This is a genomic window from Microtetraspora malaysiensis, from assembly GCF_001528665.1.
GTDB classification, from domain to species: domain Bacteria; phylum Actinomycetota; class Actinomycetes; order Streptosporangiales; family Streptosporangiaceae; genus Microtetraspora_A; species Microtetraspora_A malaysiensis.
The window spans coordinates 254,118-268,811 of sequence record NZ_BBYJ01000017.1 but is presented as its reverse complement, the minus strand read 5'-3'; the positions used below and the strand labels follow the sequence as shown (position 1 = coordinate 268,811).

The following is a 14,694-nucleotide window of genomic DNA, read 5'->3' as shown; positions in this document are numbered from 1 at the left end:
GCTGGGCCGATCGCCGCAGGGGCGGGCGCCCGGGAGCGCCCGCCGTGCCGGCAACTACCAGCACCACTCGATCCAGAGGCGGCGGGCACCGGACAGCAGGCGCAGCGCGCCCTTACGACGGACGGTCATCTTCCTCATAAGCACCTCCGTGTGATCCACTTCAGGACTGGCCCGAGCATAATTCGGCACAACGGAAATATGTAGACATCTAGGGATCAAATTAGGCCGTACTCGGCGCGGGCAGAACGCAAGACGCTCAGGACCTTTGTCGCCTGCGACTGTCCTGGTCAGCCGTTGTCGAGAGTGAGCAGGCCGCGCCGGAAGGCGGCGGCGACAGCGGCCGCCCGGTCGTTGACACCGAGCTTGGCGTAGATGTGCAGCACGTGGCTCTTCACGGTGGCTTCACTGATGAACAGGCGCGCGGCGGCTTCGCGGTTGGTGGCGCCCTCGGCGATGAGGTGGAGGATCTCCAGTTCCCGGGCGCTCAGCGGGTCGGCGGGCGCGCGGACCTGGCCGAGCAGGCGGGTGGCGACCGACGGGGACAGCACGGCTTCACCCCGCGCCGCCGTACGGACGGCACGGATGAGCTCGTCGCGGCCGGTGTCCTTGAGGAGGTAGCCGGTGGCCCCGGCCTCGATGGCGGGCAGGACGTCCCTGTCGGTGTCATAAGTGGTGAGGATGAGGACGCGGGCCGCGATGCCCAGCCTGACGAGTTCTTTGATGGCCGAGACACCGTCCATCCTGGGCATTCGGAGATCCATGAGGATCACGTCGGGGTTCAGCGCCCGCGCGAGTTCGACGGCCTGGGCGCCGTCTCCGGCCTCGCCGAGCACCTCGAAGTCCGGGTCGCCGACGAACATGCCGCGGATGCCGTCCCGGACGATGGGATGGTCGTCGACGATCAGCAGCCGGATCGGGGTCTCAGCCACGTGCCACCGCCGGAACGCTCGCGGAGATCGCGGTGCCGGCACCGGGTTCCGACTCGATCTCCAGCGTGCCCGCCAGGCGGCTCACCCGCTTGCGCATCGAGGTCAGGCCGAAGCCGCCGCTGTCGCGGACGCGCTCGGGGTCGAACCCGGCGCCGTCGTCGCGCACGTCCAGGGTGACCACGTCCTCCATGTACGACAGGGTCAGCCCGACGCGGGACGCACCGGCGTGCTTGGCCGCGTTGGCCAGGGCCTCCTGCGCGGTGCGGAGCAGCGTCTCCTCGACCTCCGGATGCATGGGACGGACCGTACCAGTGACGGTGAAATCCGCACGTACCCCGTTGAGCTCACCCCACTGGGTGACGACGTCCCTCAGTGCCTCGTGCAGCGGCGCCGCCTCCAACTGTCCGGGCCCCACCGCGTGTACGGAGCGCCGGGCCTCGGCCAGGCTTTCCCGCGCCAGCCGTACCGCGTTGTCCACATGACGCCGCCAGTCCTCGGTCCGCTGCGCCGCCTGGAGCTGGGTGATGATGCCGGTCAGCCCCTGGGCGAGGGTGTCGTGGATCTCCGCCGCCATGCGCTGCCGTTCGTCGAGAACGCCCGCCTCGCGGGCCTGGACCAGCAGCTGGGCGTGCAGTCCCGCGTTCTCGCTCATGGTCGCCTCGAGCTGCGTCACCATCTGCTTGCGTTCGGTGCTCCGCTCGGCCGTGATCTCACCGACGAAGCTGAACAGGCTGACCCCGGCCACGATGGCGCCGGTGAAGAACAGATAGGTGAGGATTCCGGACGGGGTGGGATCGGGCAACCCGCCGTTGTAGGTCGCGACGCTGATCGCCGCCGTGGCGGTCACTGCGGCGAACCGCCACTTCCCCTTCAGGTACTGCCAGGAGTGGAGGTGTCCGGTGAAGCCGAAGAAGCCCGCGAACCACATCCCCTGCGTGCAAAGAGCTCCGATCAGCACCACCAGCCCGGCCACGTAGACCGCGCCTCGTGGCACCAGCCAGATCCAGGCGGCGGCGAGCGCGGCCAGGCCGAGCATGACCCACGACCTGCCGTCGGTGAGCAGGGAGAGCACCGTGGAGATCATCAGCAAGACGTACGGCGCCGCCGCCATCTGGCGCTCCAGCAGCTGCTCCCATCGGTCGAGCCGCCCGGTCATACCTCACTCACTCCCAGCGGAAGAACCTGGCCGCGGCGATGCTGATCACCACGGCGTATGCGGCCATCACACCGAGCAGCAGAGGGCTGGGAGCGCCACCCGCCCAGACGTCCCGCAGGCTCTGCCGGAAAGCGCCCAGAGGGGTGTACTCCCCAATGCGGGCCAAGATATCGGGCATCTGATCCGTCGGCTGCATAAGTCCGGCGAGGTAGGCCATCGGGAAGTACAGCAGGACGCCGATGCCGTTGGCGGCCCGGCCGTTCGGAGCGAGGGCCGCGATGAGCAGGCCGACCGCGAACATCGCCGCCGTGCCGAGCAGGAAGGTCAGCACCCCGGGCAGCACCCCGGTGGGCAGGTGAGCGCCGAGGACGGTGCCCCCGACGGCCAGCAGCAGTCCGCACGCGGTCAGCGCGAGGACGAGCTGCAGGATCAGCTGCACCACCAGCAGGTTCCCCGGGCGTACCGGCGTGGTCGAGAGCCTGCGCAGAATGCCTCTCTCGCGATAGGTGGCCATGGTGGTGGGCAGCATGTACAGGCCCACGAGCCCCACGGCGATCGCCAGCGCCATCGGCAGGAGCACGGTGTCGCCCGGCTCGATCGAGCTGCCGAAGACCACCAGGATGAACAGCGGGATCAGCAGCGAGAAGATCGCCCCGGGTTCCCGGGTCAGCAGCTTCAGTTCGACGACGGCGAGCTTGGTCATGGTTCTTCTCCGTTAGTGGGTCGAGTCGAACGAACGGCCGGTCAGGGCGACGAAGGCGTCGTCGAGGGTGCGCTTGTCGATGCGCAGATCGCTGACCAGGACGTGGTGGCGGGCGAGCTCGGCGGTGACCGCCGTGGCGAAATCACCCCTGCCCGTGACGACCACCCGGTTTCCCGTCCTGGTCACGCCGGTCACCCCGGGCAGCCCACCCAGCTCGACCATGTCCCCCGCCATCAGCGTGAACCGCATCTGGTGCTCGGCGTCGATCCCGTCGACCAGTCCGGCCGGGGTGTCGATCGCGACGATCGTGCCGCGGTCGAAGACGGCGACGCGGTCGCAGAGCTCCTCCACCTCGTCCATGAAGTGGCTGACCAGCACCACCGTCACACCGCTCGCCCGGACCTGCTTGATCAGCTCCCAGGTGGTACGGCGGGCCTGCGGGTCGAGCCCCGCCGTCAACTCATCGAGGAACGCCACCCGCGGATTGCCCACCAGCGCCAGCGCGATGAACAGCCGCTGCTTCTGGCCGCCGGACAACTTCCCGAAACGGGCATTGCGCTTGTCCGCCAGCCCCCACTCCTCCAGCAGCTCACGCCAGTTCCGCGGGTTGGCATAAAAGGAGGCATACAGGTCGAGCGCCTCCCACACCTTGATGTTCTCCGGCAACTGCGTGTGCTGGAGCTGCACCCCGATCTGCTCGCGCAACTTGCGCCCGTCCTTGACCGGGTCGAGCCCGAGCACCTTGATCGACCCGCCATCGGGCCGGCGCAGCCCCTCCACGCACTCCACGGTGGTGGTCTTGCCGGTGCCGTTCGGCCCGAGGATGCCGAAGATCTCGCCCTCCTCCACGGAGAACGACACCCCGTCCAGAACTGTCAGGTCCGCGTACCTTTTGCGGAGGTCTGTGACTTCGATGACTGCCATGGCTCAAGCATCTTTCGCCTGCGCCCGGGGCGAATCGATCTGCCGGCCATACTCGTCCACGAATGCTGCTGACCTGAAAATCAACCGATCGGTTGATGCCGCCGAGGGGCTGTGCCGTGTTTCCACGGCCTCGACCGGCGCTTCGCCGTACAACCACTGATCAGCTCGGACTCACTCGTCCGGTCCCGCGACAGGCCCGCCCACGCCTTGCCAAGCCCGCTCAGCCGCCCGCGCAGCCGTTCTTCTCGTTCAGCGTCCGCACCGTCTTGGCGGGCAGCTCCGCGTCGCTGACCGTGAGCGCCACCTTGCCGACCATCCGCAGGAATCCACCGGTGACGTGCATCGAGTCGGGTACCGAAGCCTTGGTCTCCGGTTCTCTGTCTATCGCGAACTCCTGAATGTCCAGGCCGCGTTCCTTCAGCAGGGCGCGCACCTCGCTGACGGACTTGTTGTAGAACGGCACGCAGTGCATGGGCTCGCCTGGCGAGTCGAAGCCGGTGAACGCCGCGTACTCCTCGCCGGGACGGGCCTCGCGGCCGAGGACTACCTCGGCCGACCCGGTGAAGTCCCTGCGGACCTTTATGCCGAGGGGGCAGCCGAACGGTTTGCCGCACTCCCCGGGGCGGTCGATGACCTCGATCCCACCCAGCTTGGCCGGATTCCCGGTCCTGGTGGCCAGGATCGGCGAGGAAGCGACCAGGCTCGGCGTGGCAGGCTGAAGCCGCAGTTTGATGTCGAGACCGGCGTCGCGCAGCTGCTTCTCGTACACCTCCGGCTTGGCGAACATGTCCATGATTTCGATGAGGTAGTAGCCGCCTTCTGCCTTGATACTCAGCGCCGAGGCGGGGGCGGGGCTGAAGACGGCGGGGGCGGCCAGGGCCGCCGCGAGGACTCCTGCGGCGATCGGCAACGCGAGCAGCGGGCGCCGTCTCCTGCGGACGGCGGCGGGGGCCGGCTCCTCATCCATGATCTTGTACATCGTCTCCCGGGCGCCCGCGGTCAGGCCGGGGCCGGCGCCGGGGGCGAGACACCTGACCACGTCGTCGACATGCGTGTTCACAAGGTCTCCTTGGCAAGATGGACGGCGCGGGCGCCGTACCGGTTGAGTTCGCTGTCGCCGACGGCCAGTTCGACGGCCAGACGCTTGCGAGCGCGGTGCAGGCGCTGGCGTACGGCGATGCGCGAGCACCCCAGGACCTTCGCTATCTCGGCATTGCTGAGACCCTCCCAGCCGACGAGCGACAGAAGTTCCCTGTCGTCGGCGGACAGCCGCAGGAAAGCCGCACGCGTCGTCTCGGGCACGTGGCTCGTCAGCGGGTCGGTCCAGTCAGCGAGTTCCTCACGGAGGCGTTCGGTCAGGGCCGCCCTGCGGGACTCGCCGCGACGGTGGTTGGCCAGCGTGCGCCTCGCCACGCCGTACAGCCAGAGCCTGGCCCGGTCGCCGGAGGGTATGTCGGCGAGCCGCCGCCACGCGGTCGTGAACGTCTCGGCGATGACGTCGGCGATGTCGTCAGGATGGTCGGCACGCCGGCGGACGTAACTGGAAACAGCCGCGTATTGCTCGGTATAGAGCTCCTCGAAGCGTCGCCTGGGGTCTGGCGGGCCCACGTGGTCGTCCCTTCTATGCGGAATGTCACATGAAGGAAGGTGTCCGGACGTTTCCAGGCGTGACAGGGCCGATCAGCTGTGGCACCGAGTGACGTCGTATCCAGCCCTTGGCTGGAGGCGGGACGCCCACGAAAACGACGGGGATCCCGTCGTTCAATTCCAGCGCAGGCAGGCGCCGGTCAGGTGAGGCCTGCGTCGTGAGCGAGGAGCGCGATCTGGGTGCGGTTGTCCAGGCCGAGCTTGATCAGGATGCTGGAGACGTGGGCCTTCACCGTCGTGATGCCTATGGCAAGGTCGGTGGCGATGTCGGCGTTCGTCCTGCCCCGGGCGATCGCCAGGGCCACCTCGTGCTCGCGCGGGGTGAGGCCGGCCAGCGCGGCGCGGGCCCGCTCGTAGGCCCCGGCCTGGGCGACGGTGCGGTCCATCAACCGCCGGGTGATGCGTGGGGACAGGATCGGGTCTCCCACGGCCACCCGGGTGATCGCCTCCACGATCTGGGGCGGCGAGGTGTCCTTGAGCAGGAACCCGGCGGCACCGGCGCGGAGCGCGTGCAGGACGTTCTCGTCGGTGTCGAACGTGGTCAGCACGATCACCTCCGGCGGCCGGGCGCGGGCACGTAGCCGGCGGGTGGCGGTGATGCCGTCCACGCGGGGCATGCGCAGGTCCATCAGGACGACGTCGGGGGCGTGGGCGTCGGTGGCGGTGATGGCCTCCTGGCCGTCGGCCGCCTCGGCGACGACGGTGATGCCGGCGGCGCCGTCAAGCATCATTGACAGCCCGGCACGCACCAAGGCGTCGTCGTCGACCAGCAGCACGCGGATCACGCCGGCCATGGTATCCGGGCCTGAAGCCGGAACTCTCCTTCGGTGCTGTGATGATCCAGTTGCCCGCCGGCCAGCCGTACCCGCTCGGTGAGCCCGACCAGGCCCAGCCCGCTGCCCGGCACGAGGGGGGCCGTACCGGACGGGGGCAGCGGGTTGCGGACGTCGATCAGCAAGGACATGCCGGGAGCGCCGCGCAGCAGCACCTCGACCTGCCGGCCCGGGGCGTGCTTGCGGGCGTTGGTCAGCCCCTCCTGTACGACGCGGTACGCGGTCCAGGACACGGCCGCCGGCAGGGCGTCGACTTCGGTGACCTCCTCGCGCAGCCCTACCGACTGGCCCGCCTGCCGCGCGTCGGCGATCAGGCCGGGCAGGTCGGCCAGGCCCGGCCGGGGTTCGAGCCCGTCCGGTTGGTCGTCCTGCTCGTGCAGCAGGTTGATCACCTCGCGCAGCTCCTCCAGCGCCTGGTGCACACCGGCGCGGACCACTCCGGCGGCGCGGGCGATCTTGTCGGGAGAGGAGTCGGGGCGGTATTCCAGCGCCCCGGCGTGCGTGGCCACCAGAGACAGGCGGTGGGCCAACACGTCGTGCATCTCACTGGCGAGTCGGCGGCGTTCGGCCATGCGGGCCTCGGCGACCTGCCTGCCCTGCTCGGCCTCGGCGCGGCGGGCGCGTTCGTGCAGAGAGATGAGCAGGGCGCGGCGGGAGCGGGCCAGCGCGCCCCAGCCGATGAGCGCGCCGTAGGCGGCGCAGATCAGCAGCAGCCACCAGCCGAGGGAGATGCCGGAGTTAGGTCGCCACAGCCCCTGGACCACGTGTGCCGCCATGCCTGCGGCGGCCATCGCCGCCGCGACCGGGAAGCGCCTGCGCTGGGCCACCTGCAGCGCCCCCATCGATGCCGCCGGCGTGGCCACCGGGGAGAGCGTGGCCAGGAGGGTGGCGACCAGGGCCCCGGAGGTCGGCCACCACAGCTGGGCGACCGCGGCGGCCAGGCTCGCCACCGCGACCGCGACGTCCAGCCCCCAGGTGGGGTGGCCGGCCTGGGCCCACAGCGACACCGCGGTCAGCGCGCCCATCCCGAGGAGCACGCCGACGACCGCGACCACGTACGGGGGTTGGATCTTCCTCATCGGCCCAGGCTAGGCGGAGGTAGGGCGGAGCCATCACCTACCAAAGTCGGACCCGTACCCCACAGGGGGAGGACAGGTCGCGACCGCGCGCCCGATGTGGCAGACCGGGCCGGCGGGCGAAGCTGACCGGCATGAACACTTCCGTCAAAAGACTCCTGCTCACCGTGATCGGCGCACCCGCGGCCGCCCTGGCCGTCTGGGCCCTGGCGGTTCCGGTGGCCGGAACGACGCTGACCGCGCGGATGGGCGACGGCACGCAACTGGTGGGGCCGGTGCTGGTCGTGGTGACGAGCCTGCTGGCCGGGCTGGCGGGCTGGGGACTGCTGGCCGTTCTGGAGCGGTTCGCGTCCCAGCCCGGCCGGACCTGGACGATCATCGCCCTGATCGTACTCGCCCTGTCCCTGTTCGGCCCGGTCGGCAACGCCGTCGGTATCGCCGCGACGCTGGTGCTGCTCCTGTTGCACCTGGTCGTCGGCGCCGCACTCGTTCTGGGGCTGCCCCGGCGATGAACGTGCCCGGCGAATGCCTGATCACCTGGGTGGTGTCGCGATCTCCACCCTGTGCGCACCGGCCGCACCGGCCCGGACCCGGCCGCGGACAGTCGCCCGATTTGCGGGCCTTCGCGAGGGCTACAACGATTCGCACCTTGTTGGACAACAGCGGGACGACACAGGAGACATGACATGACGGTCCTCGCCAGAGCGATCGAGGCCACCCGCCGATACGGAGACGTGCTCGCGCTCGACCGCGTCTCGCTCGACATCAGGGCAGGCGAGCTGGTCGGGCTGCTCGGCCCGAACGGCGCGGGCAAGTCCACCCTCATCAACCTCTTCGCGGGACTGCGCCGGCCGACGTCGGGCGTGGTGGAGCTGTTCGGCGGCTCGCCGCTGGACCCGGCCATACGGCGCGGCATCGGTGTGACGCCGCAGGAGACCGGGCTGCCTGAGTCGTTCCGCGTGGGCGAGATCGTCGACTTCGTCTCCGCGCACTTCCCCGAGCCCGTCGGCAGGGCGGAGCTGCTGGCCAGGTTCGGTCTCAGCGACCTGGTCAAGCGGCAGATCGGGGGGCTGTCCGGCGGACAGCGGCGGCGGCTGGCGGTGGCACTCGCGTTCGCGGGCCGGCCGCGGCTGGTGTTCCTCGACGAGCCCACGACCGGGCTGGACGTCGAGGCCAGGCGGGCGCTGTGGGACGGCATCAAGGCTTTCCACGAGGACGGCGGCACCGTGCTGCTCACCAGCCACTACCTGGAGGAGATCGAGGCCCTGGCCCAGCGGGTCGTGGTGGTCGGCAACGGCCGCGTGCTGGTCGACGACACCGTGCCGGCCGTACGCGGCATGGTGGGCGCGCGGCGCGTCTCCCTCGTCGCCGAGGACCTGCCCGAGCTGCCCGGCGTGCTCGGCTCCGAACGTGCGGACGGCCGGATCGACCTGGTCACCACCGACCCCGACCGGCTGGTCGTGGAGCTGGTGCGCAGCCGCGTGCCGTTCTCCGGCCTGGAGATCAGACCGGCCACTCTGGAAGAGGCCTTCCTCGCCATCACTTCGAAGGAGTCCGCGAATGTCTAACCTGGTCCTCGCCCATACCCGCTTTCTCATGATCGAGCAGATCAGGGTGCCGATCGGGCTTCTGGCCAGTTCGTTGTTCCCGGCCATCTCGATGCTGGCGTTCGTGGTGCCGTTCGCGGGCCAGGACGTGCAGGGAGCGACGACGGCGACAGCCTCGCTGATGTTCTTCGGCGCCATGTCGGCCGCGCTGATCGGGCTCAGCAACGCGGTCTCGCAGGACCGCGAGCGGTCGTGGAGCCCGTACCTGCGCACACTGCCCGCGGGCCCGTTCCCGCGCTTCGCCGGGCGGATCCTGTCGACGCTCGCGGTCATGCTGATCTCGGTGATCCCCGTACTCGTGGTGGGCGCGCTGTTCACGGTGGCGGCGATCACGCCGGCCAGGCTGCTGCTGGGGCTCGGCGCGCTGGTCACGGGCGTCGTGCCATTCATGCTGATGGGGCTGTTCGTCGGTTTCGTGATGGCGTCGAAGGCCGCGATGGCGGTGTCGCAGCTCCTGTTCTTCCCGATGGCCATCCTCGGGGGGCTGCTGCTGCCGCCACAGATCCTGCCGGAGTTCGTGCAGGCCGTCTCGCCGTACGTGCCCACCAGGGGCGCGGCCGAGCTGATCTGGTGGGCGACCGCCGGCGTCAGCCCGAACGCGGTGTCGCTGATCATGCTGGCCGTCTGGACGGTTCTCTTGGCGGCCGGGGCCGTGTGGGCCTACCGCCGTGACGAGGGCAGGCGCTTCTCCTGACCCGCCGAATCCGCACGCTGAGGCAGTGCGCGGCACGCCCGGGGGGAAGCGGTGTTTGAGAAGGTGCGCTGCCGGCACCGCACCGACAAGCCGGACGATCGCCTCCCGGTTCACGAAGATGTCGACAAGGTTTCGCGAGAGTTGGCGCCAGAACCGCATTGTGGCGTGTAGTGTCGCAAGCACAGGTTGTGTCGAAGTCCCAGCATGCGTAGAGTGCCTGCGGAGTTATGACAGCGGGCGTTACCGTACGAAGCCGAGGCTTTCCCAAGGCGGTCGGTCGCAGCAGCCCGAGGATCACATTCGTGGCTCTCAAGATCGTCTCATCAAGGAGAAGGAATCATGGCTCAGGGAACCGTCAAGTGGTTCAACGCCGAGAAGGGCTTTGGCTTCATCGCCCCCGACGACGGCACCCCGGACGTCTTCGTCCACTACTCGGCCATCGACGCCGGCGGCTACCGTTCGCTGGAGGAGAACCAGCGGGTTGAGTACACCGCGGGCCAGGGCGCCAAGGGCCCGCAGGCCGAGCACGTCCGCCCGCTCTAAGCAGCGCACCGCTGATGCCGGGCCACTGAGAGTGGCCCGTCGTCCGACGGCATTCAGCCCCGGGCTTCTCACGAAGTCCGGGGCTTCGTCATGTGGACGCACGATCTTCAGCGGCCGAGGTCGCCGCTCCGATCTTCCGCGGCGCCGAGATCCCGCTATACGCGGGCGTCGCGGGGATGCCCACCTGGGCCGCGTCGAGGACCGGCACGATGGAACTCCTGCGGGACATCCGCTCGTCTTCCGGACGGTCGCGGTGGCCCGTCGACAGGCGATCGGCCCGCTGACCTACGCTAGCGTAGGTCACGTTTAGGTTGCAGACCCGGAGGCCCTACATGCCGATCGCATCTCGCCCGCTCACCCAGACGGAGCTTCTCGTAGAGCTCGAACCCGTGGTCGGGCGAGAGCTGGACCGCCACCTCGCGGTGGCCAAAGAGTGGTTCCCTCACGAATACATCCCGTGGAGCGAGGGCCGGACGTTCGACGGGGTCCTGCAGGGCGAGGCCTGGTCGCCGGAGGACACCTCGATTCCCGAGCCCGCCCGTGTTTCGCTCATCGTCAACCTCTTGACCGAGGACAACCTGCCGAGCTACCACCACGAGATCGCCACGACATTCGGCAGGGACGGTGCTTGGGGCACCTGGGTGCACCGGTGGACAGCGGAGGAGGGCCGGCACGGGATCGCCATCCGCGATTACCTCCTCGTCTCCCGGGCCGTCGACCCGGTCGCTCTGGAGCGGGCCAGGATGACCCACATGCAAAGCGGCTTCGCCACGGAGTACGACGGCATGCTCCGGCAGTTGGCATACGTCTCGTTCCAGGAGCTGGCCACCCGCGTCGCCCACCGGAACACCGGGAAGGCGTCGGGAGACCCTCTCTGCGAGAGGTTGCTCTCGAAGGTCGCCGCTGACGAGAACCTCCATATGCTCTTCTACCGGAACCTCCTTGCCGCCGCGTTCGAGCTGGCCCCGTCGCAGACCATGCGAGCCGTCACCGATGTCGTGACCTCGTTCCAGATGCCGGGCCAGGGCATGGAGGGCTTCGCCCGCAAGTCGGTCATGATCGCCATGGCGGGCATCTACGACCTGCGCCAGCATTGTGACGAGGTTCTGACGCCGGTGCTGCGACAGTGGAAGCCCTTCGACATCGAAGGCCTCGACGCGGAGGGGGAGCAGGCCCGCGAGGAGTTGGCGGCTTTCCTCGCCAAGCTCGAAGTGGCCGCGACCCGCTTCGAGGAGCGCCGGGACGCCCGTCGGGCGAGGGCCGAATCAGCGTCTTGACGCGCTCCCCGGCCTGAACGTCGCAGATTCGGCCCGTGCCGCGCACTCACGCGGCACCTCTGCGGCCTCCTTCATCGGGCTGTGCCACCTGGTGGGGCGGTCTGACCGGCCCACCACACCCCCGCCACGGCCAGGTCCTCCACATAGATCGCTTGGTTGTCGCGGATCAGTCACGTGGAGGGCCGGCGGTGGAACTCACGGCGCGCATCAGCGGCCTTCGCATGCTGGCGTACGGCGCGCGGGCGCGTCCGCTGGCCGCGCTCTGTAGGGCCTCGGCGGCTACGGCCCGGCGCGCCTCCCGGGTGTCCACCATGGCGGGGTCCCCTCGATTGTGAAAACAGTGCAACCTTTCGCCCCATTGGCCGCGTTGGCAACGGGCGAAGGGAGAGCACATTGGATCGTCACGACGACTTCCGTGAGTTCGTACGCGCCCGCCAGCAAGCACTGATGCGGACCGCGTACCTACTCGTGGGAGACGCTCACCTCGCCGAGGACCTGCTGCAGAACGTGCTGACCAAGGTCGTCGGGCATTGGTCCAAGCTGTCCAGGGACGGCAACCCCGAGGCGTACACGCGCAAAGCGCTGGTCAACGAGTACATCTCCTGGAGGCGCCGGTCCAGCCGCGAGTTACCGAGCGCTGATCCGCCCGAGCACGGCACCTCCCACGACAACGCCACGCTCGACCGGATCGTCCTGCGTCAGGCGCTGGCCAAGCTGACCCGTAAGCAGCGGGCCGTGATCGTGCTGCGCTTCTGGGAGGACCTCACCGAGGCGCAGACGGCCGACACACTCGGCTGCTCGATCGGCAATGTCAAGAGCCAGACCCACCACGCGCTGGCCCGTCTGCGCGCGCTCGCGCCAGAGCTGGCAGAACTGCGCATCCCGGAGGTAATCCGATGACAAGGTTGCACGAGGCGCTCAAGGACCTCGCGGAAGAGGCCCCGCCGGTAAACCTGGCCGACGCGGCCATCGCGGGACACCGGCGCAGGCGGCGGACCAGGATGGCGTTGACCGCGATCGTGACGGCCGCGGCGCTGGTGGCGACGACGGGGGGGGCCGTCGCGATCTGGCCCCGCGACACCCAGACGGCCACGCCGCAGCGCGCTGACACGGTGGCCGACCTGCCGGACGGCAAGGTGGAGCCGATAAGTCACGCCTACCAGACGCCCTGCCGCTTCAACGACAAGCCGCCCTACACCGACTGCAGCCTCCAGGAGTGGCGGGTGGTCACCCGTACCGGCACGACCTACCGGGTGCCGCAGGCGCTCGTCGCGAACGACAAGGGCCAGAACGTACGCCTCGCCGTCAGCCGGGACGGGCGCATGATGGCCTACTACAGCCGCGAGGCCCGCGCGCACGTCGTCCGTGATCTGGTGACCGGCGCCGAGGTGCGCTCCCCCGTCAAGGTGACGGAGGACCGGTTCGAGGTGGGCAACCAGCTCGTGGTCTCCGACGACGGCCGCTATCTGGTCTTCGACCCGAAGGTGGGGAGCAAGAAGCCCGGCGTACTGATCGACATGCGCACCGGCAAGTCGGTGACCCTGCCCGGCAAGTACGAGGCCATCACCGTCAAGGGCGGCGTCGTCGAGCTGGTCCGGTACATCAAGACCGACCTGTGGCTGATGCCCGTGACAGGCGGAGGCAAGCCGGTGCGCTTCGACGGCGTGTTCATCAACTTCAGCGAGCTCGCCCCGGACGGCCGCACGGTGGCCGCCTCCGACATGAAGGACCAGTCGAAGCCGGTGCTCACGCTCCTCGACACCAAGACCGGGCGGATCCTGCGGAAAGTGACCGTCCGCGGCCTGGCGACGCCCGGGGGAATCCTGAACATCTCCGTCTGGAAGAGCCCGTCCGAGGTCATGGTCCTCACCCTGGACGGCATCTACAGCCTCTACGCGGTCAACGTCAACACCGGGAAGGCCAGGCACGTGGCCGACTACTCCACCGAGACCGTGCAATCACTGGCCATGCCCGGAACCGCTTCCGGGAAGTAGCGCGGGGGCGAAGCTGGCGGCCGATCTCGGGGTTCCGTTAACGACGTTCTGCCGGGCCGTCAGCGCCTGCTCAGCCCCCGCAGCACCGGTAGCCCGGTGCCGGAGTCGAGCACGAGGCGGTCGCCGAGTGGTCGCGCCAGCGTGGCGGTGATCGTCGCTGTCTTGAGGACGGCCGGGCACACCCCGGCGGAGCCGGATCTTCTCTCGTCCACGTCGACCACCACCAGTCGGTCGGTCTCGTAAGCACGTGCCCCGTGAATGGTGTCGCAGGCGCCGTAGCCGTAAAGGAGAAGCAGTTGGTTCGGCTTGCCGGCGACGCGGTCGAACGCCATCACCTCTTCGACGTCCCCCTGCACCCGCGTGGGACGGGCGGTGACGGCCGAGGGGTCGACCGCCACATGGACCTTCTTCTGCTCGACTCCCTCGACGGTGAACACCCAGGCCGGCACCTGGATCGTGCCGCGGCTGGTCTCCAGCGGGACCTTGCCCATTCTGGCGCCGGTCACCCGGAGCGGGCGGCATCCCTTGGCCGGGCACTCCTCTTCGATGAGGCCGGCCGGTTTGCTGAACTCCGCGTACGCGCTCGCCGCCGTGATGAGCGGCACCTGCGAGACCTCGCCATCCGGCCATCGCACGTCGGCGCGGTCCGGGGAGTCCTCGGGCAGCTTGGCGGCCAGCTGCCAGGCACCGTTGTGCGAGCTTCGGTTCACCCAGGCCGGGATCCGGCCCACGTGAGCCCATCCTTGTGGGTTCAGCACTTCCAGTGCGACGAACCCTTTGCGCCAGGCACGGTCGTCGGCCGAGCCCTGCCAGCGCTCCGCCACCTCCCGGGCACGAGCCTCGAACTCGTCAGACGAGCCGCCGTGGGACCTGCCGGGCGAGGCCTGAGGGACCCCGCCGCAGGAGGACAGGAGCAGCACCGGGAACAGGTACGCGATCATTCTTCGCACGAGACCTCCTCCACCCATGATCAGCCAACGTCCGGCGCCTCCGCTTGGCTTTCCGGGGTCTGGCCACGTCCTGGCGCTCTGCCTTGGCCTACGGCACAGAGAGCTGCTCGGGCTCCGCTGGGAAGACGTCGACCTGGAGGCGGGCACGCGGGAAGTCGTCCAGCAGATCCCGATCTTGACATGGCGACCGTGGCGCCCTCGACCGAGGCCGACCGCCAGAGCGCCCCGGTCCCTTGCCAGGGCCGGCCGGAACGGCGGTCACCTGCGGCTACGTCGAACAGGCCCACCTGGCACGGGGCTTCCGCACCCCGGGTGGTCTCACCGCGACGCAATGGCGTGCGGAGTTCCCATCCGTACAAGA

The 14,694-nt window shown here is 69.3% G+C and carries 16 protein-coding genes; 7 read left to right on the top strand and 9 right to left on the bottom strand.

The window, feature by feature from the left end; genetic code table 11:
- Positions 1-287: 287 nt before the first annotated feature.
- The 8 genes from AWQ71_RS22860 to AWQ71_RS22825 all read right to left on the bottom strand — a co-directional run bounded on the left by AWQ71_RS22860 (position 288) and on the right by AWQ71_RS22825 (position 7,271).
- Positions 288-929, bottom strand: coding sequence for a response regulator (locus AWQ71_RS22860; RefSeq protein ID WP_067136433.1), 642 nt, complete (start codon positions 927-929; stop codon positions 288-290).
- Positions 922-2,085 (bottom strand): sensor histidine kinase, encoded by a 1,164-nt coding sequence (locus AWQ71_RS22855; protein WP_067136431.1) that lies wholly within the window; start codon positions 2,083-2,085, stop codon positions 922-924. Before AWQ71_RS22855 ends, AWQ71_RS22860 begins: the two co-directional genes overlap by 8 nt.
- A gap of 7 nt (positions 2,086-2,092) precedes the next feature.
- Positions 2,093-2,788: an ABC transporter permease gene (locus AWQ71_RS22850; RefSeq protein WP_067136429.1), complete on the bottom strand. Its 696-nt coding sequence runs from the start codon at positions 2,786-2,788 to the stop codon at positions 2,093-2,095.
- A 12-nt stretch (positions 2,789-2,800) separates the two neighbouring features.
- On the bottom strand, positions 2,801-3,712 hold the full coding sequence (locus AWQ71_RS22845; protein ID WP_067136427.1) for an ABC transporter ATP-binding protein: 912 nt from the start codon (positions 3,710-3,712) through the stop codon (positions 2,801-2,803).
- 220 nt (positions 3,713-3,932) lie between these two features.
- On the bottom strand, positions 3,933-4,772 hold the full coding sequence (locus AWQ71_RS22840; RefSeq protein WP_067136425.1) for a hypothetical protein: 840 nt from the start codon (positions 4,770-4,772) through the stop codon (positions 3,933-3,935).
- A complete protein-coding gene (locus AWQ71_RS22835; protein ID WP_067136423.1) occupies positions 4,769-5,320 on the bottom strand; it encodes an RNA polymerase sigma factor in 552 nt (183 codons plus the stop codon). Before AWQ71_RS22835 ends, AWQ71_RS22840 begins: the two co-directional genes overlap by 4 nt.
- Positions 5,321-5,499: 179 nt before the next feature.
- Positions 5,500-6,153 carry a response regulator gene (locus AWQ71_RS22830; RefSeq protein WP_067136421.1) on the bottom strand — a complete coding sequence of 218 codons (654 nt, stop codon included), beginning with the start codon at positions 6,151-6,153 and terminating at the stop codon, positions 5,500-5,502.
- Positions 6,141-7,271 carry a sensor histidine kinase gene (locus AWQ71_RS22825; RefSeq protein WP_067136419.1) on the bottom strand — a complete coding sequence of 377 codons (1,131 nt, stop codon included), beginning with the start codon at positions 7,269-7,271 and terminating at the stop codon, positions 6,141-6,143. Before AWQ71_RS22825 ends, AWQ71_RS22830 begins: the two co-directional genes overlap by 13 nt.
- 131 nt (positions 7,272-7,402) lie before the next feature.
- Here AWQ71_RS22825 and AWQ71_RS22820 point away from each other — a divergent pair, with 131 nt between their 5' ends.
- The 7 genes from AWQ71_RS22820 to AWQ71_RS22790 all read left to right on the top strand — a co-directional run bounded on the left by AWQ71_RS22820 (position 7,403) and on the right by AWQ71_RS22790 (position 13,383).
- Entirely contained in the window at positions 7,403-7,780 is a 378-nt protein-coding gene (locus AWQ71_RS22820) for a DUF6069 family protein (protein WP_067136411.1), read from the top strand.
- Positions 7,781-7,954: 174 nt separating this feature from the next.
- On the top strand, positions 7,955-8,836 hold the full coding sequence (locus AWQ71_RS22815; RefSeq protein WP_067136409.1) for an ABC transporter ATP-binding protein: 882 nt from the start codon (positions 7,955-7,957) through the stop codon (positions 8,834-8,836).
- Positions 8,829-9,569 (top strand): ABC transporter permease, encoded by a 741-nt coding sequence (locus AWQ71_RS22810; protein WP_067136407.1) that lies wholly within the window; start codon positions 8,829-8,831, stop codon positions 9,567-9,569. The genes AWQ71_RS22815 and AWQ71_RS22810 overlap by 8 nt, the downstream gene beginning before the upstream one ends.
- A gap of 339 nt (positions 9,570-9,908) precedes the next feature.
- Positions 9,909-10,112 (top strand): cold-shock protein, encoded by a 204-nt coding sequence (locus tag AWQ71_RS22805; protein ID WP_066939726.1) that lies wholly within the window; start codon positions 9,909-9,911, stop codon positions 10,110-10,112.
- A 332-nt stretch (positions 10,113-10,444) separates the two neighbouring features.
- The gene (locus AWQ71_RS22800; protein WP_067136405.1) at positions 10,445-11,389 is read left to right on the top strand and encodes an acyl-ACP desaturase; all 945 of its coding nucleotides are present in this window, start codon (positions 10,445-10,447) and stop codon (positions 11,387-11,389) included.
- A 393-nt stretch (positions 11,390-11,782) separates the two neighbouring features.
- Positions 11,783-12,289, top strand: coding sequence for a SigE family RNA polymerase sigma factor (locus AWQ71_RS22795; protein WP_067136403.1), 507 nt, complete (start codon positions 11,783-11,785; stop codon positions 12,287-12,289).
- Positions 12,286-13,383, top strand: a complete 1,098-nt coding sequence (locus AWQ71_RS22790; protein WP_157570499.1) for a WD40 repeat domain-containing protein — start codon at positions 12,286-12,288, stop codon at positions 13,381-13,383. The genes AWQ71_RS22795 and AWQ71_RS22790 overlap by 4 nt, the downstream gene beginning before the upstream one ends.
- 59 nt (positions 13,384-13,442) lie before the next feature.
- Here the strand turns inward: AWQ71_RS22790 and AWQ71_RS22785 are convergent, their stop codons facing one another.
- Positions 13,443-14,333, bottom strand: coding sequence for a hypothetical protein (locus tag AWQ71_RS22785; RefSeq protein WP_157570498.1), 891 nt, complete (start codon positions 14,331-14,333; stop codon positions 13,443-13,445).
- Positions 14,334-14,694: the final 361 nt, after the last annotated feature.